Annotated in this window: 21 protein-coding genes; 10 read left to right on the top strand and 11 right to left on the bottom strand. The window is 28.8% G+C overall.

Going from position 1 to position 24312, the window contains the following annotated elements:
* Positions 1-153 precede the first annotated feature (153 nt).
* The 5 genes from GQR92_RS04405 to GQR92_RS04385 all read left to right on the top strand — a co-directional run bounded on the left by GQR92_RS04405 (position 154) and on the right by GQR92_RS04385 (position 6453).
* Entirely contained in the window at positions 154-1170 is a 1017-nt protein-coding gene (locus tag GQR92_RS04405; protein ID WP_158837984.1) for an O-antigen ligase family protein, read from the top strand.
* Positions 1160-2173, top strand: a complete 1014-nt coding sequence (locus tag GQR92_RS04400) for a glycosyltransferase family 4 protein (RefSeq protein WP_158837983.1) — start codon at positions 1160-1162, stop codon at positions 2171-2173. Before GQR92_RS04405 ends, GQR92_RS04400 begins: the two co-directional genes overlap by 11 nt.
* The gene (locus tag GQR92_RS04395; protein WP_158837982.1) at positions 2170-3504 is read left to right on the top strand and encodes a hypothetical protein; all 1335 of its coding nucleotides are present in this window, start codon (positions 2170-2172) and stop codon (positions 3502-3504) included. Before GQR92_RS04400 ends, GQR92_RS04395 begins: the two co-directional genes overlap by 4 nt.
* Before the next feature lie 4 nt (positions 3505-3508).
* Positions 3509-4681 (top strand): glycosyltransferase family 4 protein, encoded by a 1173-nt coding sequence (locus tag GQR92_RS04390; protein ID WP_158837981.1) that lies wholly within the window; start codon positions 3509-3511, stop codon positions 4679-4681.
* 389 nt (positions 4682-5070) lie between these two features.
* The gene (locus GQR92_RS04385) at positions 5071-6453 is read left to right on the top strand and encodes an exopolysaccharide biosynthesis polyprenyl glycosylphosphotransferase (RefSeq protein WP_158837980.1); all 1383 of its coding nucleotides are present in this window, start codon (positions 5071-5073) and stop codon (positions 6451-6453) included.
* Here the strand turns inward: GQR92_RS04385 and GQR92_RS04380 are convergent.
* The 3 genes from GQR92_RS04380 to GQR92_RS04370 form a co-directional block, all read right to left on the bottom strand.
* Positions 6433-7614 carry a lipoprotein N-acyltransferase Lnb domain-containing protein gene (locus GQR92_RS04380; protein WP_158837979.1) on the bottom strand — a complete coding sequence of 394 codons (1182 nt, stop codon included), beginning with the start codon at positions 7612-7614 and terminating at the stop codon, positions 6433-6435. The two genes, GQR92_RS04385 and GQR92_RS04380, sit on opposite strands and share 21 nt — an antisense overlap.
* A 5-nt stretch (positions 7615-7619) precedes the next feature.
* Positions 7620-8690, bottom strand: coding sequence for a PorV/PorQ family protein (locus GQR92_RS04375; RefSeq protein WP_158837978.1), 1071 nt, complete (start codon positions 8688-8690; stop codon positions 7620-7622).
* A gap of 70 nt (positions 8691-8760) precedes the next feature.
* Positions 8761-9744, bottom strand: a complete 984-nt coding sequence (locus GQR92_RS04370) for a YheT family hydrolase (RefSeq protein ID WP_158837977.1) — start codon at positions 9742-9744, stop codon at positions 8761-8763.
* A 195-nt stretch (positions 9745-9939) separates the two neighbouring features.
* On the opposite strand from GQR92_RS04370, the gene GQR92_RS04365 reads away from it, so the two are divergent.
* Both GQR92_RS04365 and GQR92_RS04360 read left to right on the top strand, forming a co-directional pair.
* On the top strand, positions 9940-10683 hold the full coding sequence (locus GQR92_RS04365) for a CDP-alcohol phosphatidyltransferase family protein (protein WP_158837976.1): 744 nt from the start codon (positions 9940-9942) through the stop codon (positions 10681-10683).
* On the top strand, positions 10655-11887 hold the full coding sequence (locus GQR92_RS04360) for a sensor histidine kinase (RefSeq protein ID WP_158837975.1): 1233 nt from the start codon (positions 10655-10657) through the stop codon (positions 11885-11887). The genes GQR92_RS04365 and GQR92_RS04360 overlap by 29 nt, the downstream gene beginning before the upstream one ends.
* Here the strand turns inward: GQR92_RS04360 and lptB are convergent.
* The 4 genes from lptB to GQR92_RS04340 all read right to left on the bottom strand — a co-directional run bounded on the left by lptB (position 11884) and on the right by GQR92_RS04340 (position 14874).
* Positions 11884-12621: an LPS export ABC transporter ATP-binding protein gene (lptB, locus tag GQR92_RS04355; protein WP_105048959.1), complete on the bottom strand. Its 738-nt coding sequence runs from the start codon at positions 12619-12621 to the stop codon at positions 11884-11886. The genes GQR92_RS04360 and lptB overlap by 4 nt on opposite strands.
* A 138-nt stretch (positions 12622-12759) precedes the next feature.
* Positions 12760-13104 carry a carboxymuconolactone decarboxylase family protein gene (locus tag GQR92_RS04350; protein WP_158837974.1) on the bottom strand — a complete coding sequence of 115 codons (345 nt, stop codon included), beginning with the start codon at positions 13102-13104 and terminating at the stop codon, positions 12760-12762.
* On the bottom strand, positions 13088-13906 hold the full coding sequence (tatC, locus tag GQR92_RS04345) for a twin-arginine translocase subunit TatC (RefSeq protein WP_158837973.1): 819 nt from the start codon (positions 13904-13906) through the stop codon (positions 13088-13090). Before tatC ends, GQR92_RS04350 begins: the two co-directional genes overlap by 17 nt.
* Complete coding sequence (locus GQR92_RS04340) at positions 13906-14874, bottom strand: KpsF/GutQ family sugar-phosphate isomerase (RefSeq protein WP_158837972.1); 969 nt, start codon at positions 14872-14874, stop codon at positions 13906-13908. Before GQR92_RS04340 ends, tatC begins: the two co-directional genes overlap by 1 nt.
* A 144-nt stretch (positions 14875-15018) precedes the next feature.
* Here GQR92_RS04340 and GQR92_RS04335 point away from each other — a divergent pair, with 144 nt between their 5' ends.
* The 3 genes from GQR92_RS04335 to GQR92_RS04325 all read left to right on the top strand — a co-directional run bounded on the left by GQR92_RS04335 (position 15019) and on the right by GQR92_RS04325 (position 18794).
* A complete protein-coding gene (locus GQR92_RS04335; protein ID WP_158837971.1) occupies positions 15019-17202 on the top strand; it encodes an ATP-dependent DNA helicase RecQ in 2184 nt (727 codons plus the stop codon).
* 126 nt (positions 17203-17328) lie between these two features.
* Positions 17329-17697, top strand: a complete 369-nt coding sequence (locus tag GQR92_RS04330) for a cupin domain-containing protein (RefSeq protein ID WP_158837970.1) — start codon at positions 17329-17331, stop codon at positions 17695-17697.
* Positions 17698-17777: 80 nt separating this feature from the next.
* Positions 17778-18794, top strand: a complete 1017-nt coding sequence (locus GQR92_RS04325; protein WP_158837969.1) for an AI-2E family transporter — start codon at positions 17778-17780, stop codon at positions 18792-18794.
* A 69-nt stretch (positions 18795-18863) separates the two neighbouring features.
* Here GQR92_RS04325 and folD read toward each other — a convergent pair whose 3' ends face one another.
* From folD to GQR92_RS04305, 4 genes are all read right to left on the bottom strand, one after another.
* Positions 18864-19739, bottom strand: coding sequence for a bifunctional methylenetetrahydrofolate dehydrogenase/methenyltetrahydrofolate cyclohydrolase FolD (gene folD, locus GQR92_RS04320; RefSeq protein WP_158837968.1), 876 nt, complete (start codon positions 19737-19739; stop codon positions 18864-18866).
* Positions 19736-21157 carry a hypothetical protein gene (locus GQR92_RS04315; RefSeq protein ID WP_158837967.1) on the bottom strand — a complete coding sequence of 474 codons (1422 nt, stop codon included), beginning with the start codon at positions 21155-21157 and terminating at the stop codon, positions 19736-19738. Before GQR92_RS04315 ends, folD begins: the two co-directional genes overlap by 4 nt.
* A 59-nt stretch (positions 21158-21216) precedes the next feature.
* Positions 21217-22545 carry a signal recognition particle protein gene (gene ffh / locus GQR92_RS04310; RefSeq protein ID WP_105048951.1) on the bottom strand — a complete coding sequence of 443 codons (1329 nt, stop codon included), beginning with the start codon at positions 22543-22545 and terminating at the stop codon, positions 21217-21219.
* 161 nt (positions 22546-22706) lie between these two features.
* Positions 22707-24173: a hypothetical protein gene (locus GQR92_RS04305; RefSeq protein ID WP_158837966.1), complete on the bottom strand. Its 1467-nt coding sequence runs from the start codon at positions 24171-24173 to the stop codon at positions 22707-22709.
* Between the last annotated feature and the right edge of the window lie 139 nt (positions 24174-24312).

Here is a 24312-nt window from a genome sequence, read left to right as displayed (position 1 = left end):
TCCTATATTGTTGGGGGTGAGATATTTATAAGGATGCTTGGTGGTTTTTTCTTATATGAAATGGGTAAGTATGCTGTTATCATATTTTTAATATTGGGGATGTTTTTTGGCCCCTTTAAACAAAAATTCTCTATTCATTATATTTTTTATATTTTGTTACTACTATTAGGTATCGTATTTACACAAGTTCCAGAGGGAGAGTCTTTAAGAACAAATATTACATTTAATTTAAGTGGGCCTATTGTTTTAGGTTTTTCAGCACTATATTTTTATCTAAGACCTATTAGCAAACAAAACTTAATGGATGGGTTATTTTTTATGCTATTGCCTTTGTTTTCTATGATTACCTATTTATATTTTAGAACCCCAGATTTAAAGGAAATTGTTTTTGGTACTGCGGCAATGTTTGAAACTACAGGGGGATTTGGCCCAAATCAAGTTGCGACTGCTATTGGGCTTGGTATGTTTATTTTAGTAGTTTTTATTTTCTTAAAAGAAAAGTTAACAGGTTCTCTGTATTTAGATGCCTTTTTTTTAATTTATTTTTCATATAGAGGTTTATTAACATTTTCTAGAGGAGGTATTCTTACCGCAGTTATAACGTTATTGTTTTTTGCTTTTTTTTTCATTTTGTATAAAAAAATGAGTTTGCAAATTCTTTTTAAGTATGTGTTAATTTCTGGATTTTTTGTTATTGCTATTTGGATGTATACCTCTAATATAACAGGGGGGATGTTAGATAATAGATATACAGGTAAAAATGCATCAGGAATACAAAAAAAAGATATAACTACGGGTAGAGGGGATTTAATTGCATATCAGTTTAATAATTTTTTTGAGCATCCTTTAGGTATTGGTGTTGGAAATGGTAAGTATGAAAGAATGAAATCTAACCAAAGAATTACCGCGGCTTCTCACAATGAAGTAGGAAGATTGGTTGAGGAGCATGGTTTAATTGGGTTCGTTTTGTTATTATTACTGTTAATTATACCGCTCATAAACTTTTTTAAAGCGAATAATTTTCAAAAAGCATTTATCATAGCCTTTTATATAATGTGGTTTTTAACCATTAATCACTCTGCTATGAGAGTTGCGTTACCTGGTTTTATTTATGCTTTAAGTTTAATTAGGATTACGGATATTGAAAATGATTTATTTCATGAAGAATAAGAAAATTCTTTATATTGGTAACAATTTATTTAAAAAAACAAAGTATCAAACTACTATGACTTTGCTTTCTTCACTATTAGAGTTGGAAGGATATTCGTTAGTAAAATCATCAAGTAAAACAAATAAATTGATAAGGTTAATTGAAATGTGTTTTGCTGTGGTTAGAAATAGGAATAAAGTTGAATATATTCTTATAGATACTTATAGTACAACAAACTTTTATTACGCTTTATTAACGTCGCAATTGTCTCGCTTTTTTAAAGTTAAATATATTCCAATTTTGCATGGTGGAAATTTACCTAAAAGGCTTTTAAGCAGTTCTTCGTTTTCGAAATTAATATTTAATAATTCTTATAAAAATATTGCACCTTCTAATTATCTAAAAATAGCTTTTGAAAAAAAGAGTTTTAAAACAGAGTTTATTCCTAATATAATTTCTTTAAAAAATTATAAATACATTAATAGATATAATATTCAGCCTAAATTATTATGGGTAAGATCTTTTAAGCATCTATACAACCCAACCTTAGCAATTAAGGTGCTTTTAGAGTTAAAAAAAGAGTATCCAGAACCTACTTTATGTATGGTTGGTCCGTTTTTAGATGATTCATATCAGCAGACAGTAAGTTTAGCTCAAAAATATAATTTAGAGGATTCTGTTGAGTTTACAGGCGTTTTAACAAAAGAAGATTGGCATAAAAAAGCTACAGAATATGATATTTTTATAAATACTACTAATTTTGATAATACTCCGATAAGTGTGATTGAGGCAATGGCGTTAGGTTTAACTATTGTGAGTACCAATGTAGGCGGAATGCCATATTTAATTGATAATAAAGTAGATGGTTTATTAGTAGATAAAGAGAATGTAGGTCAGATGACAAAGGCTATTGTTGATGTTATAGAAGGTAAATACCCTACATTATCAAAAAAAGCAAGAGAAAAAGCAGAAACATTCGATTGGGAAATTATAAAGTATAAATGGTTTAAAATTTTAAAATGATTTATAATAAATTAATTGAAAATCTTTTTTTACCTGTTGGAGATTTTATAAATAAATCATCCTATCTAAAACAATTAAAATATTGGAGAAAGTTAGATACTTTCTCTGAAATTGAATTAGAAAATCTTCAAAAAAAGAATTTAAAAAATATTTTAGAACATACGGTAAATACAGTTTCTAAATACAATTCCATTCAACTAGAAGGCAAAGATCCTTATGGTTGGTTAAATAGTTTTCCTATTTTAACAAAAGATGATATTAGGGGGAATTCAGATAGTTTACTTTCTAATAAAGTAAATAAAGCTAATTTAATATCTTATTCTAGTAGTGGTTCTTCTGGTATACAAAGTACTGTTTTTATGGATAAAAAAGAGCAGTCTATTATTAGAGCTATTTTATCTCATTGGTGGGAGTGGAGTGGTTATAAAGTAGGAGATTCTATTGTACAAACGGGGATGTCTCCCAATAGAGGTTTCTTAAAATCTATAAAAGATAGTTTGTTTAAAACAAAGTATATAACCGCTTTTTCATTAACCGATAAACAGTTAGAAACCCTTTTTAAAGAGTTGAATAATACTAATAATTATTACTTAGCAGGTTACGCATCTTCTTTAAATATTATTGCTGAATATGCTTTAGAACACAATTACAAGGTACATTTTAAGGCAGCCATTAGTTTTGGAGATAAAATGTTTAATCATTATAAAAAAAATATAGAAAAAGCTTTTACAACCAAAGTATACGATACTTATGGCTGTAATGAAGGTTTTCTAATAGCGGCTCAAAAAGATTTGGAATATAAGTACATTATGTCGCCACATGTGTATTTAGAAATTTTAGATGATAATAATAAGCCATTACCAGACGGAGAATTAGGGCATGTAGTTGTTACAAGATTAGATGGGTATTCGATGCCATTAATTCGTTATAAAATTGGAGATTTAGCTATTAAACTACCTAAAGAAAAATATCCGAAGAATAGAGAATTTAATTATCCTCTTTTAGAAAAAATTATTGGTAGAGATACAGATGTTGTTCTTTTGTCTGATAATAAAAAGCTTACCGTACATTCCTTTACCGGAATTTTTGAGTATGTTACAGAAATAAAACAATTTAAAGTAATTCAAGAAAAACAAGGCGAAATACTTATTGAATATATTAAAGATAAAGGATTTAATAAAGATGTTTTATTACGTGTTACAAAAGAATTACAAAAATATATTTTAGATAATGAGTTTAAAATTTTTTATAAAGAAGTAGATTTTATTGCTGCTGCAAAATCAGGAAAACCACAAATAGTAGAGTCTAAGCTTCTAAAAAAAATAAAATAGAACTGTGAGTAAAAATATTGTAATTATATCTAATTATTACCCGCCAGAAATGGGGGCAGCAGCTAATCGCATAAAAAATTTAGCAGAAGGCTTAAAAAACAAAGGAAATAAGGTTACTGTTATTTGTCCGTTACCTAATTATCCTAAAGGAAAAATTTTTGAAAAATATAGTAGAAAATTCTTTGTAAAAGAAAATATTGAAGAAATTACTGTAAAAAGATATTGGATTTTTCCTTCTAAATCTAAAAATGCCATTGTACGTTTATTTAGTATGTTATCGTTTGCTTGGTCTTTTTGGTTTTCTGTTTTTAGCTTAGTAAGAAAAAAAACAGACGTTTTTATTATTCAATCTCCACCTTTACTGGTTGCGTTATCTGGTTTGCTTTTAAGTAAGGTGTTAGGTTGTAAAAATATTTTAAATGTTTCTGATATTTGGCCTTTATCTGCTTTAGAGTTAGAAGTGATAAAAAAAGGATTCTTTTATAGTTTCTTAGAAAAGATTGAAAAAACCAATTATAAATTGGCAGGTAAAATAATAGGGCAATCAGAAGAGATTATAACCCATATAAAAGCCGTTATTACAAAAGAATTTTTGGTTTATAGAAATGTGCCCGTTTATAGAGAATATGACGTAAAAGAAAAAAGTAGAGGTAATTTAAAAATTGTATATGCCGGTTTATTAGGATACGCACAAGGAATTCTAAAAATTTGTGATGAAATAAATTTTAAAGAACTAGGGGTAGAGTTGCATATTTATGGTGCAGGTATGGAAGAAAATGAAATTAAAGAATTTGCATCAAATGCAGATAATAATGTTTTTTTCTATGGTGTAAGAACAGCATCAGAAATTAAAGATGAAATAAGAAAATATGATATTGGTTTTGTGCCTCTTAAAAATAAAATATACGGCGCTGTACCTTCTAAAATATTCGAATTAATGCAGTTAGGAATTCCTATTTTGTATGTTGGTTCTGGTGAAGCTGTAGAGTTGATAAAAAATCAAAAATTAGGTGTATTTTCAGATCCTAATGATGTTAAAAGGTTAAAAGCAAACATTTCATTTTTTAAAAAAATGAATAATAGAGATTATATTATGTATTCTAAGAATAACATTAATGCTCATTTAAACGAATTTAACTTAGAACTACAAATGGAAAAGTTTCAAAGTTTTATATAAATAAGAAGAATGTTAAATTTTTAGTGTAGAAATTAAAAAAAAAATAATTAAACAAGTAGAAAATAATTTATATAAAAATAATAATAAGTTAATACTAAATAAAGCTGCTTGTTCGTAAGAAAAGTTTACTTTTAATACTAAATTAGAATATACTATTATAAACCATTCATCAGTTTTAGAAGATAAAAATGAATCATTTTATGATGGAATACATGTAGATACTAAGGGAAGAAAACAGCGTACATTATTTTTTATAAATAATTTTAAATCAGTTATAAATTAGTATTCTTTTTTATAGATTTGCCCTGTTCCTCAATATCTTTTAAATAATTTTTTCAATTGTATTTATGTACTAAAATGTACGCATAAATTAAATAAAATATAAGCGTTTGGCAAAAAAGATATCCTACTTTAATTTATCAGAAAGAATAATATTTTTAAGAATTATAGATATTTGTATTCTTATTTTTAGTCTGTGTTTAGCATCGTCTTATATCAATTTTAATTATATTAACTTTAAAAGTGGAGCCATTTTAAATTGGTTACTATTATTAGTTTTTTATTATTTAATTTTTGGTCAAATTTTTCAAATTTACAATTTAAATGTATCGAATAATAGTTATTTAATTGTTAAAGCAACTGTACTTACCGCTTTTACAACAACAATTTTATATGTTTTTACGCCTTATTTTTCGCCAGAATTACCCGCCAATAGGCTTCAAATAGTCTACTTTTTTCTACTTACGTTTATACCTATTTTACTTTGGAGGTTTATATATATGTCTGTAATATTCTCACCAAAGTATTTTAAATCTGTAATTTTTATAGGCTGTTCAGAAAGAATTAAAAAACTACTTACGCAAGTACACAATGATGCTATTCATGATGTTTCTGCGTATTTATCAGATAAAGAAGTAGAAGGTGTAAAAGGCTATAATGATATTACAAAAACTACAATATCTTCTATTGTAGCAGAAAACCATATTACGGAAGTTATTGTTTCTAAAAGGGACCTATCTAAAGAGGTTGTAGAGGCAATTAACAAAGAACTCATTTTGTTATTTGAACAAGGTGTAAATATAATTAGTTACGAAACTTTTTATGAAAATGTAAATGTTAGAATACCAAGAGAGTATTTAAATCATGATTTTTATAGACATCTTAATTTTAGTGAAAATAATACCAATAACTTTTACCTTTTTGGTTTAAGGTTAGTAGATATATTTATTTCTATTATAGGTATAATCATATTTTTGTGTTTTCTACCAATTATTGTTTTAGGGAACCTTTTTGCTAATAGCGGCCCTTTATTTTATACGCAGTTAAGAGTAGGTGAGAACGGTAAGCATTTTAGGATTTTTAAGTTGAGGTCTATGATAAAGAATGCAGAGGTAGGTGGAGCAGTTTGGGCTAAGAAAAATGATACAAGAATTACTTCTTTTGGTAAATTTTTAAGACGTACTAGATTAGATGAAATGCCTCAGTTTATTAATATTATAAAAGGAGATATGAGTTTAATTGGACCAAGACCAGAAAGACCAGAATTTGTAAAGGACCTAGAAGATAAAATACCTTTTTATGCAATTAGGCACGTTATTAGACCAGGGTTAACGGGTTGGGCTCAAGTAAACTATCCGTATGCAAATACTATAGAAGAACAAGAAACAAAACTACGCTACGATCTTTATTATATAAAAGAAAGAAGTGCTTTTTTAGACTTTAAAATTTTTATAAAAACGTTTACTACAGTTTTATACTTTAAAGGTCAATAATTTTTTTGATAAATAGAAATACCTAACAAATAATAAGATTAATAAAGGGATTATTGTTGTTGGAAAAATCTGAATTTTAATAATCCATAGAATAGGAACTATTAATAAAAAGGAGAGTAACATAAATAAATATTTCTGCATCCATTTTTTTTGATCTGATTTTAACAATAGAAAAGCCACAATTAAATTAGGAGCAAAAGTCCATAATAAATTAAAGTTATTTGGTGCCGTAGAATGTGTTGAGAAAAACCAAAGAAAAACAAGAATACAACCAATTAATCCGGTTACAAAGAATAAAATAAAATCGAATGATTTGGTTCTTTTATCATTTTTAAGGTCATTATAAGTAATATAAATACCTAAAAGAGCCATAAGACTAAATATTAAAAAGGGATTAAAAATAGACGTTTTTGCTTCTTTTTCTTTAAAACTTAAAAGTACAACTTCTTGCTTTACTAATTCTCTAGGTTGATTTTTAATAAAAACGGTTGCATTCTTAAAAGAACTATATACATAATCTGGTAAGTACATATATTGTTCAAAAGTTGCTTGTCCATCTAATTTTGTACCTGCAATTAAATTTAAACCAAAAGTACCCCAAGAATTCCAAGGAATTTCATGATTGGTTAATTCTCTAAAGGTTAAACCTTTTTCTATAGTATTTTCATTAAAAAATACTTTATCCCCTAAAACAGTTTTTGTAATATCTCTTAATTTTGTTGCACAATTATCAAAATAGGGGTCATATCTATAATTGCTGTTTTGTGGTAATGCATTATTTTCTAAAAAAGTAAAATAGGCTTGTTTTTCTTGTTGATTTAAATTTAAAATTTGCTCTTTTAACCAACGGCTATCTCTTCTGTAACTAGCTATAAAGTATTTAAAATCATAGCGAGCTAAGCTGTAAATCATGTTTCCTTTAGCAAAATTTGTATAAAAATTAGGCTGATTAAAATCAAACATTCCGTAGTTGTAAATTAAATCTAAATTTAAAACGGGGTCTTTAATTCTTATGGCAGAATGTCCAAAAGCTTCGTATAATTCTTCTCCTGGTCCTGCGGTAACAATACTTACGTCTGCAGATTTAGAGAGTTGAATTTGTGCCTTTAAAGGAGAATAAATAGAAAGAATAAAGAATAAAAAAAAGTATTTTTTGTTCATAAAAACTAAGGTCTAAAAAAACTATAATCTATTGTAATTGAAAAAATATTTGAATACAAAGCATTACCAACACTACCAATATTGGTTAAAGCATAATCTATTTTAATACCATTATATTTAAAACCAACTCCAAAATTGGGTTGCATAGAAAGAGATTTAGAGTTATCGAATTCTGTTATGTATTGAAAATTACCAACTCCGGCTCTTAAATACACCAACTCATCATAATCTAACTGAAACCCCAAAGCTGGGTCTATACTTACCACATCCGAAGAAAAAACATCGTTGGTTTTTGCAAAACGCATATTTGCATTTGCCTCTGCTAATAGGTTAAATAAAGTGCCTACTCTCCAGTTTTTTGCAACACCTAATTGTAATTTTGGTTTTGTAATTTCTGTGGTTTCTGGTAAATCTTGATTTTGTCCAGGAATAGCATCTTTAATTTTATCAAATTCATTTTCATTTATTGCCCAACTATTAAAGGTTGTGGTAATATCTCTTGCCATCAATCCAAATTTCCAAGAATTACGTTCAAACTGAATTCCGGCATCAAAACCAAATCCCCAAGAAGAAGCAAAATCTCCAATAACCCTTCTTACAATTTTTGCATTTACACCAAATTTAACGTCCTTAAATATTAAATTTCTAGCATAGGCAAAATTAAAAGCATAATCTACCGAAGAAAAAAGTTGAATTCGGTTAAAATCAATATTTCCTTCACTATCAATTAACTCCGTAGTATTTAAGATATCATCTACACCAAAACGAATTACAGAAACACCCACGGCACTTTCTCTGTCTATGGGCATTGCAAAACTGGCGTGATTGTAATTGGCAATTCCTGCAAAGTAAGAAGCGTGCATTAATGAGCCTTGATAGTCTTCTATACCAACCAATCCCGCAGGATTCCAGTATATAGAATTTACATCATTTGTTGTGGCAACAACACTTTTACTCATACCTAAACCTGCGGCATCTACACCAATGGTTAAAAACTCATTAGAATAACTTCTAAATGCTTGTGCAGATAAAAGGAGTGGAGTAAGCAGTATAAAAAATAATATTTTGTGTTTCAAAGGCCTAAAATTATCAGTAACAAATATCTAAAAACATACTAAAATAACAGTAGTTTTTTAAAGATATTGTTTACAAGATGTTAATCTGAATGTTTTCTCTAATAAATCGTTCTATTCTTTGCTCTAACCATGTATTTTCTGTTGGTTTAAATGATGTTATAAAACCACAATGACCGCCATAATTTGGGGTTTCTAAAAAGAAAAACTCAGAATTATAAGCTTCATCAAAAGGAAAACATGCAGGAGATAAAAAAGTATCGTCTTTAGAGTTTATAAGTAAAGTTGGTACTTTAATTTTTGTTAGATGTGGCTTAGAACTCGATTTTTTCCAATAATCTTCCGGACTCTCAAAACCAAAAACGGGTACTGTATATAAATGCTCTAAATGCTTAAATTTGGTTGCTTTAAACAATTTGTCTTTATCTAAATTATATTCTGGAAATTTATGAGCTTTTTCTAAAATCTTATTTTTCATGGTTTTAAAAAATATTTCTAGATATAATTTATTTTTTAATCGTTCCATTTCTACTTCTCCAGAAGCAATATCAACAGGAACAGAAACGGCAATGGCACCTTTTATTTTAGAAGATATATTTTCCGATTGTTCTCCAATATATTTTAAAGTTAAATTCCCTCCAAGGCTAAAGCCGATAATGATGATGTTTTCATATTCGTAATTTTCAGAAACATGTTTTACTACAAAATCTACATCTTCTGTTTTTCCGCTGTGGTAGGTACCTAAAAGTAAATTGTCATCACCAGAGCAACCTCTTAGATTAAAACAAACAGTATCTAAACCTTTTTTATTTAGGTGTTTAGAGGTTGATGCTATGTATTTAGAATCAGAGCTTCCTTCTAAACCATGAATTAAGATGGCAATTGTTTTAGAACCGACTAAAGAAAAATCTAAATCTATAAAATCAGCATCCCAAGTAGTAATTCTTTTACGTAAAAAGCTACAAACATCTTTCATAAAAAGAGGCCTGTACATGGTATTAAAATGACCATTTTTAAAAGGTAAACTAGGGGTGAAGTTGGATGTAAATACAGGCATATATGTAAATTAGACTATTTAAAAATTGAAACTAAAAAGTAAACTTGTTTTATAAGATAAATTATAATTACTGAGTTGGTAACATTTTTTAGTATGATTTTTCTTAATATACTTACAAATATGATAAAAAAATAAAGAATAATTAAAACCACCCAAATTTGATTTCTTATTTTAGCTTTTCAATTAAACTAAAAAATGAATTTAAAGAAACACATTCCTAATTTAATAACACTTGGTAACCTTTTTTGTGGAACAGTGGCAACTATTTTTGCTGTGGAAGGTGATTTTGTATATGCAGGTTTATTTGTTGTTTTAGGAATTTTATTTGATTTTTTTGATGGCTTTGCAGCGCGTTTACTAAATGTTTCTGGTGAGTTAGGGAAACAATTAGACTCTTTGGCAGATATGGTTACAAGTGGGGTTGTACCAGGAATTATCGTTTATAAATTATTGATTGAGAATACTGATGAGATACTCGATTTTAATGAACCAAACTACTTGCCTTTTATAGGGTTATTACTAACTTTAGGTGCTTGTTATAGATTGGCCAAATTTAATATTGATACAAGACAATCGGATTCTTTTATTGGTTTGCCAACACCTGCAATGAGTTTATTTATCATTTCTTTACCTCTAATTCAAGAATACTCTACAATAACATTTGCTCAGGAGTTAATAACAAGTAATTACTTTTTAATTGCAGTTACTTTGATTTTAACCTATTTAATGAATGTAGAATTACCTTTATTTTCTTTAAAATTTAAAGATTATTCATTTAAAAAGAACATAATTGTGTATTCTTTTCTTTTTGCATCTTTCATTTTAATTTACACTTTACATTTCATTTCTATCCCATTTATTATTATATTGTACATTATAATATCACTTATTAACAAAATAATTGTATTTAATGGAAATAGCCAGAATCCCCCAAAATGAAAAAGAAAGGTTAGACGTTTTAAAAAGTTATAATATTTTAGACTCTTTACCTGAAGACGAGTATGATGCTATTACAAAAATAGCATCTAGTATTTGTAACACTTCAATTGCCCTTGTTTCTATTATTGATAAAGATAGACAGTGGTTTAAATCTACACATGGTATAGAAGAGGTAACAGAAACACCACGAGAATTGGCTTTTTGTTCGCACGCAATTTTAGATCCTGAAGAATTATTTATAATAAATGACGCTACAAAAGATAAACGTTTTTTTGATAATCCTTTAACGGTAAACGCACCAAATGTAATTTTTTACGCAGGCGCTCCTTTAAATAGTTCCGAAGGTTATCCGTTAGGAACTTTGTGTGTTATAGATAGTAAACCTAAAATTCTTACCCAAAATCAAAAAGATGCTTTAAAATTATTATCGAAACAAGTTGTTATTCTTTTGGAGCTTAGAAAAAAAAATAAAGAATTATCAGCGTCTAATAGTAATGTTATAAAGTTAAATGATCAGTTAAATAATTTTGCTTATCGATTAACGCACGATTTAAAATCGCCAATAAATGGAATTAGTTTTTTGTTAGATGTTTTAAAAGAAGATCATATTGCACTTTTTAAAAATACGGGTGCAGAAGAATACATTGGTTTAATTGGAGATAGAATTGTTTATATAGAAACTCTTATTAATGAAATTTTAAACTACTCTAAAGTAACAAGTGAAAATATTGTTTTTGAGCATTTTAAATTAAACGAATTTTTAGATAGTATTATAGCTAATATAGATTTTGAAAACAAGTTGGTTTTAGATAGTTCTAGTTTAGAATTAGCTATTTTTAGTTCTAAAATAGGTTTATTACAAATTTTTCAGAATTTGATTTCTAATTCAAGGAAATTTTTAGATGAAGAAAAATCGATAATAACAGTAACGTGTAAAGAAGATAAAGAATATTATTACTTTACTTATGAAGATAATGGGCCTGGGATTGATGAAAAATATTTTACAAAGGTGTTTGAAATGTTTGAAACATTAGGCAGTACCAACAGTAACAATACAGGTATTGGTTTAGCAACCGTTAAATCTATTGTAAAAAGATTAGGCGGAGAAATAGCGTTAAAGAAAAGAGATAACGGTAAAAAAGGTGTTTGTTTCTATTTTAATATTTCTAAAAAAGAAGATAAATTATCAATCTGTAAAGATTAAAAAACTTTCTTCTTTTTTAATTCGAAATCTTTACCTAAATATACTTTACGTACCATTTCATCTGCAGCCAGTTCTTCTGGAGTTCCGCTTTTAAGGATGCTTCCTTGATACATTAAGTAAGTTTTATCTGTAATGGCTAAAGTTGCTTGTACATCGTGGTCTGTAATTAAAATACCGATGTTTCTGTCTTTTAAATGTGCAACAATACTTTGTATATCTTCAACTGCAATAGGGTCTACACCTGCAAAAGGTTCGTCTAATAAAATAAAATTAGGGTCGGAAGCTAAACAACGCGCAATTTCTGTTCTTCGTCTTTCTCCTCCTGATAATAAATCTCCTCTATTTTTACGAACATGACCAATATTAAACTCTTCAATTAAAGACTCTAATTTAATTTTTTGTTCTTTTTTTGATAAATCTGTAAATTGTAAAACAGACATAATATTGTCTTCAACAGATAGTTTTCTAAAAACAGAAGCTTCTTGTGCTAAATACCCAATCCCTTTTTGCGCACGTTTGTACATGGCATCTTCAGTGATTTCTTCATCATTTAAAAAAATTTTACCAGAATTAGGTTTAATCATACCAACAATCATATAGAAAGAAGTTGTTTTTCCGGCTCCATTAGGACCTAAAAGCCCAATAATTTCACCTTGCTGAACTTCTAAAGAAATGCCAGTAACTACTTTTCTACTTCCGTAAATTTTTTCTATGTTTTCTGCTCTTAAGATCATATTTTATAAATATGTGTAATTGTTTAATTGTTGAAACGTGTTATTGTAGGTTTGTGTAAAAGTAATAAATTATGTTTTTTAAAATCTTAATAGATTCATAAGATTCTTTTTTTACAGAACACTGCAATTAAAAACAAATTATTTATTTTCTAACATTTCCCAATATTCTACAGCTCTTCTTAAATGAGGAATTACAATTGTACCACCAACTAAAGTAGCAATAGACATGGTTTCCATCATTTCTTCTTTGGTAACACCGTTTTTCATAGCAGCTTCTAAATGATATTGTACACAATCATCGCAACGCAAAACAGCAGAAGCTACCAAACCTAAAAGTTCTTTTGTTTTAACAGGTAAGTGCCCTTCTTTAAAGGTGTTGGTATCTAAATTATAGATTCTTTTAATTACTTTATTATCTGCTTCTAGAATTTTATCGTTCATTTTCTGACGATAGTCATTAAACTCTTTAACTTTTTCGTGCATCTCTTTGTTGTTTTTTAATTACTACTTTTGAAACTTTAATACTTACTTCATATAAAATAAGAATAGGAATTGCTACAATTACTTGGCTAGCAACATCTGGTGGTGTAATAATAGCTGCTAAAATTAAAACAACTACTAAGGCATGTTTTCTATATTTCTTTAAAAAATCTGGCGTTACTAACCCTATTTTTGTTAAAAAGTAAATTAAAACAGGTAATTCAAATAATATAGAAACTCCTAGTAGCATGTTGGTTACGAGTCCTATATGTGAATCTAATGTAAAGTTATTCTGAATTAAATCTGTAATTTGATAATTATATAAAAAGTGTATGGAAATAGGTGCAATTACATAAAAGCTAAATGCGATTCCGCAGAAAAATAAAAAAGAAGCTATAAAAATAAATCCTCTTGATTTGTTAACTTCATTTTTTGTTAAACCTGGTGCTACAAATCGCCAAATCTCCCATAAAAGATATGGAAAAGATAAAATAATACCCAATATAAATGAAGACCAAATAGAATTCATTAACTGTTGTGTAGGCTTTAAACTAATTAAGTGATCTTTAAATTCAACATGACAAAAACCACTATCTAAACCAAAATAAGTAAAAAAATCACAAAATAGTTGGTAGGTTATAAAGTCTGGTTTTCTATGTGCTAATAAAAAGTTTTCATACACCTCTTTTTGAAACACAAATAATACAATAGCAATAATAAATATTGCTGATGCACTTCTTACCAAATGCCACCTTAATTCTTCTAAATGACCTAAAAAGGACATTTCTTTCTGTTTTTCTGCCATTAGAAAATTCCTTCTTTAATTAAATCATGTAAATGTACAACACCCACATAATTGCTTTTATTATCAATAACTAACATTTGGGTAATACTGTTTTTTTCCATTGTATTTAGTGCGTCTATTGCCATCGCATCTTCAAGGATCGTTTTAGGGTTTTTCCCCATAATATCTTTCGCTGTAAACTGAGATATTTGCGTTGTTTTAGATAGCATCCTTCTAATATCACCATCCGTAATAATTCCAACTAATTTATCCTTGTTAAGAACAGCAGTTACACCTAATCTTTTCTCGGAAATCTCTACAATTACTTTAGCTATACTATCTGTTTCATTTACTTTAGGTACTTGGTTGTTTTCTACCAAATCAGATACTCTTAAGTATAAACGTTTTCCTAAAGCACCTCCAGGATGGTATTTTGCAAAATCTTTACTAGAAAAACCTCTTAACTCTAATAAGCAAACGGCTAATGCATCACCCAAAACTAATTGAGCAGTGGTACTTGTAGTAGGAGCTAAATTATTAGGGCATGCTTCTTTTTCTACATAAGCATTTAATGTAAAATCTGCATGTTCACCTAAATAAGAGTCTATATTACCTGTAATTGCTACTATTTTATTTCCATAATTTTTAATAAACGGAACTAAAACTTTAATTTCTGGGGTATTACCACTTTTAGAAAGACAAATTACTACATCTTCTTTTTGTACATTCCCTAAATCACCATGAATAGCATCTGCTGCATGCATAAAAATAGCAGGTGTACCTGTAGAGTTAAAAGTAGCAACAATCTTGGTTGCAATGTTTGCACTTTTGCCAATTCCGGTAACAATTACTCTACCATTAGAATTTAAAATAAATTTAACGGCTTCTTCAAAGTCAGCATCAATTAATTTTGCTAAATTAGCAATAGCATTACTCTCTGTTAAAATAGTTTCTCTAGCAGTATTTATAATTGTGTTTGTCTTTTTCAAATGTTTGGTATTTTATCAGAATAAAAAAAAGTTATATCTTTAGATTAAGAAACAAGCAAATTTACTATAAATAATAGTTAGAGCAAATATTATATTATAGTATGTTTGCGAATTGTTTTTAAAGTTAAACGAATATTTATATAAATGGATTTATACAGCCCTCTCAAAAAATTCTTTGGATTTAGTAAATTTAAAGGCTTACAAGAGCAAGTAATTAAAAGTATTGTAGAGAATAATAATACTTTTGTAATAATGCCTACAGGTGGAGGGAAATCACTTTGTTACCAACTGCCAGCATTAATGACAGAGGGAACAGCAATTGTAGTTTCTCCTTTAATTGCATTGATGAAAAATCAAGTAGACGCTATTAGAGGTATATCTGAACATAATGGTGTGGCTCATGTTTTAAATTCGTCTTTAAATAAAACAGAAGTTGCGCAAGTTAAAGAAGATATTGCTAACGGAATTACAAAACTCTTGTACGTTGCACCAGAATCTTTAATAAAAGAAGAGTATGTTGCTTTCTTAAGAACGCAAAAAATTTCTTTTGTGGCCATTGATGAGGCGCATTGTATTTCTGAATGGGGACATGATTTTAGACCTGAATACAGAAATTTAAAACATATTATTAAAGCAATCGATAATGTACCTGTTATTTGCTTAACGGCAACAGCAACAGAAAAAGTACAAGAAGATATTTTAAAAACTTTAGGAATACCAGAAGCAAATAGATTTAAAGCGTCTTTTAATAGACCTAATTTATTTTATGAAGTAAGGCCTAAAACGAAAGAAGTAGACAAGGATATTATTCGTTTTGTAAAACAAAGAATGGGTAAATCTGGAATTATTTACTGCTTAAGCAGGAAAAAAGTAGAAGAAGTTGCTCAAATTTTACAAGTAAACGGAATTAAAGCGGTTCCGTATCATGCAGGTTTAGATGCAAAAACACGTGTAAAACATCAAGATATGTTTTTGATGGAAGATTGCGATGTTGTTGTGGCTACTATTGCTTTCGGAATGGGAATTGACAAACCAGATGTTCGTTTTGTAATTCATCATGACATTCCTAAAAGTTTAGAAAGTTATTATCAAGAAACAGGTAGAGCAGGACGTGATGATGGAGAAGGATATTGTTTAGCTTTCTATGCATATAAAGATATAGAAAAGTTAGAGAAATTTATGGCAAGTAAGCCTGTGGCAGAGCAAGAAATTGGTCATGCTTTATTACAAGAAGTTGTTGGTTATGCAGAAACTTCTATGAATAGACGAAAGTATTTGTTGCATTATTTTGGTGAAGAGTTTGATGCCGAAAATGGTGATGGAGCAGATATGGACGATAATTCTAGAAATCCGAAGAAAAAACACGAAGCTAAAGAAGACGTTAAACTCTTATTAAATGTTGTAAAAAAGACCTTACAAAAATATAAAGCAAAAGAGATTGTAAATACTATTGTAGGAAAAGAAAACGCACTTTTAACTTCTCATAAAACACATTTACAACCCTTTTTTGGAAGTGGTAAAGATAAATCGGCACTGTATTGGATGGCATTAATCAGACAGGTTTTGGTGATTAATTTAATAAAGAAAGAGATTGAACAATATGGGGTTGTTAAATTAACTAAAAAAGGTCAAGAGTATCTAAATAATCCTATTTCTTTTATGATGACGGAAGATCACTCTTATAGCGAAGAGAATGATAATGCTATCATAACAAATGCAAAATCTTCTGGTGGAGTTGCTGATGATAAATTGGTGAAACTATTAAAAGATTTACGAAAAAGAGTAGCTACTAAACAAGGTGTTCCTCCTTTTGCCGTTTTTCAAGATCCATCACTAGATGATATGGCCTTAAAATATCCAATAACTTTAACAGAACTTTCTACAGTACATGGTGTAGGTGAGGGTAAGTCTAGAAAATTTGGTAAAGATTTTATTAAATTAATTTCAGATTACGTTGAAGAAAATGATATTTTAAGACCAGATGATTTAATTGTAAAAAGTACGGGAACTAATTCTGGGTTAAAACTTTTTGTAATTCAAAATACTGATAAAAAACTACCTTTAGAGGATATATCTAAATCTAAAGGACTTCAAATGAGTGAGTTGATAAAAGAGATGGAAGTTATTATTTTCTCTGGTACCAAATTGAATATAGATTACGCTATAGACGATTTATTAGATGAAGATCAGCAAGAAGAAATACATGACTATTTTATGGAGGCTGAAACAGATAATATACAAGAAGCTTTAGATGAGTTTGATGGTGATTATGATGAAGATGAATTACGTTTAATGCGAATTAAATTTATAAATGAAGTGGCTAATTAAAGTCTATATTTTATAAAATAAAAAGATTAAAAAAGGTTGAAAATTAGTTTTCAGCCTTTTTTGTTGATAAGATATTGACCAATAATTATAAGGTATAAAGAACTATATAAGCGTAAAAACAATTTTATGAAGAAAAAATTTACAATTCAAAAAGCACCCTTTGTGGTACCTACAACAGACGGTAAAGTTATAGAAGAGCATTTTGGTAACGCTACAGACGGTAATGCTCAATTAAGTATTGCACACATGATTGCACCTTCTGGTTGGAGAGAGCCTTTTCAAACCCCTAAATTTGATGAATATACCTATATTATTAAAGGAAAGAAACAATTTATTATTGATGAAGAAACAATTTTTTTAGAAGCGGGACAATCCATTAAAATTGAAAAAGGGGCAAGAGTGCAATATTCAAATCCTTTTGATGAACAATGTGATTATATAGCTATTTGTTTACCTGCTTTTTCTTTAGATTTAGTAAATAGAGAAGATGAGTAAATTCCATTTGTGGTAATTTATAAATTGATAGTGATAATTTTAACTTTATATTCTTTTTAAATTGCAACAAAATACTATATATGAAAGATACTATTGCGCCAAGAATAATAAGACAATTATTTGTCTTAGTTCTTATTTTGTTTATTTTAATTCTAATTTTTAGGGAGTTAATTCCTTATTTGTCAGGTGTTTTAGGAGCTGTAACAATTTTCGTCTTATTAAGAAAAGGCATGATTTTTCTGGTAAAGAAAAAATGGAAACCAAATTTAGCCGCAGCTTTTTTAATCTTAGTTTCTTTTATAGGGATACTTTTACCAATTTCTGGGATTTTACTAATGTTAGCAAATAAAGTTAGTGATGTAGTAGGGAACTCTGAAGAAGTTGTAACAGAATTTAAAACACAATTGACTTCTTTAGAAAGTAAAGTTGGGTATAGTTTTGCAGAAAGTATAGATGCAGCAAAAGTTTCTAGCTGGATAACAGATAGTTTACAAGGTTTTGTTGGTAGTACCTTTAATATATTTATATCTGTAGGTTTAATGTATTTTTTGCTTTACTTTATGTTAATTAATGAAACCATATTAAGAAAATCTATATATAAATATGTACCAATAAACGAAGTTAATTTAAAAATTATTGGTTCAGAAGCGCAGTCTATGGTGCGTTCTAATACCATCGGAATTCCGTTAGTAGCTATTGCACAAGGTATAATTGCGTTAATAGGATTTCTAATTTTTGATATCAATAATCCTTTCTTTTGGTTTACCATTGTTACTGTAGGTTCTATGATTCCATTTATAGGAACCTTTGTTGGTATCTTACCTGTTTTTATTTTAACGCTAGCCTCAGGAGATAGTTTTGCCGCTTGGGGAATTTTAATTTACGGGATTGTTGTAGTTGGGTCTACAGATAATATTATAAGGCTGTTGGTTTTAAAAAAGTTAGATGATGTTCATCCATTAATTACTTTAATTGGTGTTATTGTTGGTGTGCCTTTATTTGGATTTATTGGATTGATTTTTGGACCGCTATTAATCAGTTTGTTTTTAGTAATTGTAAAAATTTATAGAAAAGAATTTGTTGAGAATAATATGTAATAAATTGTTTAATCATAAAAAAAAGCGATGAATTTAATTCATCGCTTTTTTTTATGATTTATGAAAAAACTAGCTTTTTCTTTGGCAAGCTAATAATGTGTTTTTTAATAACATTGCAATTGTCATTGGTCCCACACCTCCAGGAACTGGCGTTATAAAATCAGCTTTTTTAGCAACTTCATCAAAAGCAACATCACCAACCAATCTAAATCCACTTTTTTTGCTAGAATCAGCTAAACGCGTAATACCAACATCTATTACAGTAATATGATCTTTTACCATATCTGCTTTTAAAAACTCTGGAATTCCAATAGCAGCAACAATAATATCTGCTTGTAAAGTAATTTCTTTTAAGTTTTTTGTTCTACTGTGGCACATGGTAACAGTAGCATTACCAACCTTTCTTTTTTGAGATAACAAAATGCTCATTGGGCTACCCACAATATGACTTCTACCTAAAACAACAACATGTTTTCCTGAAGTTTCAACTTTGTATCTTTCTAATAATTCTAGAATTCCAAAAGGAGTTGCAGAGATAAAGGTTGGTAAATTTAAAGCCATCTTTCCAACATTCGTTGGATGAAACCCGTCTACATCTTTATCCGGATTTACAGCCATTAAGATTTTTTGTTCATCAATATGTTTTGGCAAAGGAAGTTGTACAATAAAACCATCAATATCATTATCGATATTTAAAATTTCAATTTCATTTAACAATTCCTCCTCTGTAGTTTCTTCTGGTAATCTAATTAAAGTAGATTCGAAACCAACACGTTCACAGGCTTTTACTTTTGCATTTACGTAGGTAACACTTGCTCCATCATGGCCTACAATAATTGCAGCCAAGTGAGGTGTTCTTAACCCGTTGTCTTTTAATTCTCTTACATCTAAGGCAATTTCTTCTTTAATGTCTGCAGATGTTTTTTTTCCGTCTAGTAAAATCATTTTTTGTTTAAAATATAAATGGTAATAGTTATGTTAAAGTTATCGAATTCTTTTAATATACTATAATTTTTATCTAAAATATCGAGTTCTTCGTCAGATAAATTGTAGATATTAGAATAAAAGACATAATTATTTTTGTTATTGAAAGTAGCAAAAGTACGTTTATCATTATTTAAATCTACATTATGTAAAGAGGTTATATTAGGAAAAAAAGTAGCTACTTCTTTAATAGGTATGTTGTTTTTATCTAAATAATTTATTGCTGTTAAACGTAAATTATAATAAGGTATGTGTGCCAATGTAGCATCCCAACCTTGTGATATTTTTTTGGGATAAATCCATAAATTACCAGTTAATAAACCTATAAAAAGTAAGCTATAGATAATTCTTTTTTTTGCGTAAAAAGAATTTAAAATTATAAAAGCTAATAATGTAAAACAAATATAAGAAACAATAAAATAACGATGACCAATGGGATTTGTAAATAATAAACTGGCTATAACTATTGCTAAGGTTGATGTTATTAAAATTAATATTAATTGTTTATTTTTTTTAGACTTAAAAAATTTCTTTCCATAAGATACTAATCCAACGATTATAAAAATAATTATAAAAACGCGTCCAAAGTCTAAATATCTATGAATTAATACAATACAGTTTTTTAAAAAACTACCTAAAGTAATAATTTCATGATTACTTTTCCAAGGAGAGTTATCGTGAGAATACAACCATCCTTTGGTTAGATAATGCGTTATTAAAAAGCTAAAAGCAGGTATACTACCAATAAAATAACTTAAAAGTAGTTTTTTTGTAATTACTGACTCCTTATTATTGTAGCGGTTTATAATATCAAATAAAAAGACTCCAAAACAGAGCATCATACTTCTTATCGAAATAATACTTAAGAAAAAAAGCGCAATTATTTTAAGGGTATTATTACGATATAAAATTGAGTTAATAGCAAAGAAAAAGAAAAATAATTGTATAATTTCTGGACTAATTAAAACAAATTGTGCTGATAATGTTGGGTCTACAATAATTAAAAGAAATGCAAATAATGATTGTAAATTTGATTTTAAAAAATAGTTTGCAAATTTAAAAATTTGATAAAAAAAACCTATTGTAAACGGCACCATTAATAGGTGAGAGCTAAATAAATTAACTCCAAATATTTTCCAAAAAATTGCCAATAGAAACCCAAATGTTGGTGGATGGGCAGCGTCTAAACTATCTGGTAATATCCAGTTAAAAAGAGAGTTGTTATAAAGATGGCTACCAATTTTAGAACTAAATAATACATTATCCCAAAAGATTCCATTTTTACGAGATATTAAAAAAATTAGAATAGCTAAAAATGAAAAAAATAATATTCTATTTTTTTTTGAATTTAATAATAAGTCACTTACTTTTTGAAGCATTATTTATAATTAAAATTTATAAATTAAAAAAGGCTGCTAAAAAGCAGCCTAAACACTTGTTATTTCATTCCTTGCATCATTTGCATCATTTTTCGGCCACCACCACCTTGCATCATTTTCATCATTTTACTCATTTGATTAAATTGTTTCATTAGTTGGTTTACCTCGTTAACCGAAGTACCAGAACCTTTTGCAATTCTCTTTTTTCTACTAGCATTTATGGTTGATGGAGTGCTTCTTTCTTCTGGAGTCATAGAATGTATAATAGCTTCAATACCTTTAAAAGCATCATCATCTATATCTACATCTTTCATTGCTTTTCCTGCTCCAGGAATCATACCTACTAAATCTTTCATGCTACCCATCTTTTTAATTTGTTGAATCTGACTTAAAAAGTCATCAAAACCAAATTGATTTTTAGCAATCTTCTTTTGTAATTTTCTAGCTTCTTCTTCGTCGTATTGGTCTTGTGCTCTTTCTACTAAAGAAACAACATCTCCCATACCCAAAATTCTGTCTGCCATTCTATCTGGATGGAAAACATCAATTGCATCCATTTTTTCTCCAGTACCAATAAATTTAATTGGTTTATCAACCACAGATTTTATAGATAGGGCAGCTCCACCACGTGTATCTCCATCTAACTTTGTTAGTACAACTCCGTCAAAATTTAAGATATCATTAAAGGCTTTTGCAGTATTTACAGCATCTTGCCCAGTCATAGAATCTACAACAAACAAGGTTTCTTGTGGGTTTACAGCTTTATGAATGTTAGAAATTTCATTCATCATTTCTGTATCCACAGCTAAACGACCAGCGGTATCAATAATAACTACATTTTTACCATTTGCTTTTGCATGCTTTATAGCGTTTTGCGAAATTTCAACAGGATTATTGTTTCCAACTTCTGCATAAACTTCTACACCAATTTGTTCTCCAACAACTTGTAATTGGTTAATTGCTGCAGGTCTGTAAACATCACAACCCACTAATAAAACTTGCTTAGATTTTTTGTCTTTAAGAAAGTTTGCTAATTTACCTGAAAAAGTTGTTTTACCAGAACCTTGTAAACCAGACATTAAAATTACGGTTGGCGAACCACCTAGATTAACACCTACAGTTTCTCCACCCATTAATTCTGTTAGCTCATCTTTAACTAACTTTACCATTAATTGGCCTGGGTTTAATGTAGTTAATACGTCTTGACCTAAAGCTTTTGTTTGTACTCTTTTAGTGAAATCTTTGGCAATTTTAAAGTTAACATCGGCATCTAATAATGCTCTTCTAACTTCTTTTAGCGTTTCTGCTACATTAACCTCTGTAATTTTACCATGACCTTTTAAGGTGTGTAAGGCTTTATCTAATTTATCGCTTAAATTATTAAACATAATTGGTCTTCTTTTTTAGGAAGCACAAATATAAGAATTAGAGACGATTTGTTTACTTAATAGGAACAGTTTTTTATGTACGCTGTTTTTAATTAATATGTTGGTGTAGAAATTGATGAAATTTATTTATTATTTAGTGATTTAAGTGGATGAGGTAGTTGCTATTTATAAGCGGTATATAAAACTACAAGACTTTCACTAAAAACAGCATTTCTTAGAGCTGTAGAGCCACTTGTGCCTTGAGTATGTGTTGTCTGTAGTTCAAAACCATCTGTAGTAAAAGTAGTTAAAGAAGCGGTTATTTTTCCTAAATCTACTGCGTCTTGGTTTCCGTAGCGAAGACCAATGCAATTAGAACTAGAGGCATAACGAGAAATATTATTGATAGATTCTCCACTACCACCTAAATAAATTACTTGTTGTGTTTTTGTACCATTAATAACCCTAGCAAATCCATTCATAGTTCCAAAAGAATTATTTATATCATTAGAGCTAGATCCTATAGCATCTATATTGGTGCTCTCTACATTAGCATGAGCTATAAATGTTATTTGAGAAGGTTTAAAAGGTAGGCCATTAATAATTAGTGGAGTAGAGCTTGTGGCTGTGCCTCCTGGAGCTGCAATGATAAAAAAACCAGTATATACTGTTGGACCTAAATAAGCACCACCATCTGTACCTACAGAAATTGTATTTGCTGCATTGGCACTAACAACTTGGGCTTTTCCGGTTGTGGACCCGTTTTCATCTGTAAATGTAATTTCTCCTGTTGCAGAAGCATTTGTGGTAGTAGGTGTATTATCTTGAGATAAAGATGTTACCGTTTCGTTTATTGTAACTGGTGTTCCTCCGTTTTCATTTGTGTAATCTGCAATTTTATGACCTACAATTGTATTTGTTATGGTTGATGTTGTTTCTAATGATGAAATATTATCCCAATTAGTACCTGTAGCAGTTGCTGTTAAAATTTGACCAACTGTACCAGCAGAATCATTTTCGTCTAATAGAACTCCATCTAATTCTATTATCTTTTTTACGGTTAAAGTGTCTTTTATAGTTACAGTTGTTATATTAGAAGTTTCATCAATATTAATGGCTTCTAAACCGCCAACAACAAAACCAATTTCATCTGCAGCAGGTTTGTACATTCCTGTATTTGTATCACCTTTAAACCGATAGGAAGGTTCGGTAACTGTTCCTATTGAATTAAGTATTCCTTGAGCTCCTATTGCTCCATCAACATCTAGTTTATAATCGGGGTCGTTTTTTCCTACGCCAAAACGTTTGTTACCTATATCATAAAATAATTCAGCATTCTCTTCTGTTGGTTTACCGTCTGTACCTGCAAAGAAAACAGAACCTGTTGTGCCTATATGTTCATTTGATAAAGCAACCCATGCAGTGCCATTGTATATGCTTGTGGTGTTTGGTGTAGTACTTGTGTTTATCCAAACATCGTTTTCTAAGGCTATAACTGTTGGTAAATTTGGGTCTGTAGCAGCGGTGTAAACTTGGTTGTTGTTTACATTTTTTACGGTTCCTTTATTATCTATTACCCTAACTTTTTGACTAAAACTTACTTGTATACAGCTTACCAGTAATAAAAATAATACAATTTTCTTTTTCATAACAGGAAAAGTAGTTTTTAAAAGTTTGCTAGTAATTAGCCTTTTCAGGAACTTTAATGCTCTTCACCTATATTAGACTCATAAAAACCTGTTAAGTCACATTTTTTTTAATCTCCATCACTTTTAAATATTAAGGATA

This window comes from Polaribacter sp. L3A8, from assembly GCF_009796785.1.
Classification (GTDB): Bacteria; Bacteroidota; Bacteroidia; order Flavobacteriales; family Flavobacteriaceae; genus Polaribacter.
Note: the sequence above shows the minus strand (reverse complement) of the source record. Positions and strands in the feature narration are given on the sequence as shown.

What these genes read in the sequence shown, in the direction of transcription:
- GQR92_RS04400 (WP_158837983.1), top strand. Translation starts at nt 1,160, where the DNA reads ATGAAGAATAAGAAAATTCTTTATATTGGTAACAATTTATTTAAAAAA.
- GQR92_RS04395 (WP_158837982.1), top strand. Translation starts at nt 2,170, where the DNA reads ATGATTTATAATAAATTAATTGAAAATCTTTTTTTACCTGTTGGAGAT.
- GQR92_RS04380 (WP_158837979.1), bottom strand. Translation starts at nt 7,614, where the DNA reads ATGAACAAAAAATACTTTTTTTTATTCTTTATTCTTTCTATTTATTCT.
- GQR92_RS04370 (WP_158837977.1), bottom strand. Translation starts at nt 9,744, where the DNA reads ATGCCTGTATTTACATCCAACTTCACCCCTAGTTTACCTTTTAAAAAT.
- GQR92_RS04365 (WP_158837976.1), top strand. Translation starts at nt 9,940, where the DNA reads ATGAATTTAAAGAAACACATTCCTAATTTAATAACACTTGGTAACCTT.
- GQR92_RS04360 (WP_158837975.1), top strand. Translation starts at nt 10,655, where the DNA reads ATGGAAATAGCCAGAATCCCCCAAAATGAAAAAGAAAGGTTAGACGTT.
- lptB (WP_105048959.1), bottom strand. Translation starts at nt 12,621, where the DNA reads ATGATCTTAAGAGCAGAAAACATAGAAAAAATTTACGGAAGTAGAAAA.
- GQR92_RS04350 (WP_158837974.1), bottom strand. Translation starts at nt 13,104, where the DNA reads ATGCACGAAAAAGTTAAAGAGTTTAATGACTATCGTCAGAAAATGAAC.
- tatC (WP_158837973.1), bottom strand. Translation starts at nt 13,906, where the DNA reads ATGGCAGAAAAACAGAAAGAAATGTCCTTTTTAGGTCATTTAGAAGAA.
- GQR92_RS04335 (WP_158837971.1), top strand. Translation starts at nt 15,019, where the DNA reads ATGGATTTATACAGCCCTCTCAAAAAATTCTTTGGATTTAGTAAATTT.
- GQR92_RS04330 (WP_158837970.1), top strand. Translation starts at nt 17,329, where the DNA reads ATGAAGAAAAAATTTACAATTCAAAAAGCACCCTTTGTGGTACCTACA.
- GQR92_RS04325 (WP_158837969.1), top strand. Translation starts at nt 17,778, where the DNA reads ATGAAAGATACTATTGCGCCAAGAATAATAAGACAATTATTTGTCTTA.
- folD (WP_158837968.1), bottom strand. Translation starts at nt 19,739, where the DNA reads ATGATTTTACTAGACGGAAAAAAAACATCTGCAGACATTAAAGAAGAA.
- GQR92_RS04315 (WP_158837967.1), bottom strand. Translation starts at nt 21,157, where the DNA reads ATGCTTCAAAAAGTAAGTGACTTATTATTAAATTCAAAAAAAAATAGA.
- ffh (WP_105048951.1), bottom strand. Translation starts at nt 22,545, where the DNA reads ATGTTTAATAATTTAAGCGATAAATTAGATAAAGCCTTACACACCTTA.
- GQR92_RS04305 (WP_158837966.1), bottom strand. Translation starts at nt 24,173, where the DNA reads ATGAAAAAGAAAATTGTATTATTTTTATTACTGGTAAGCTGTATACAA.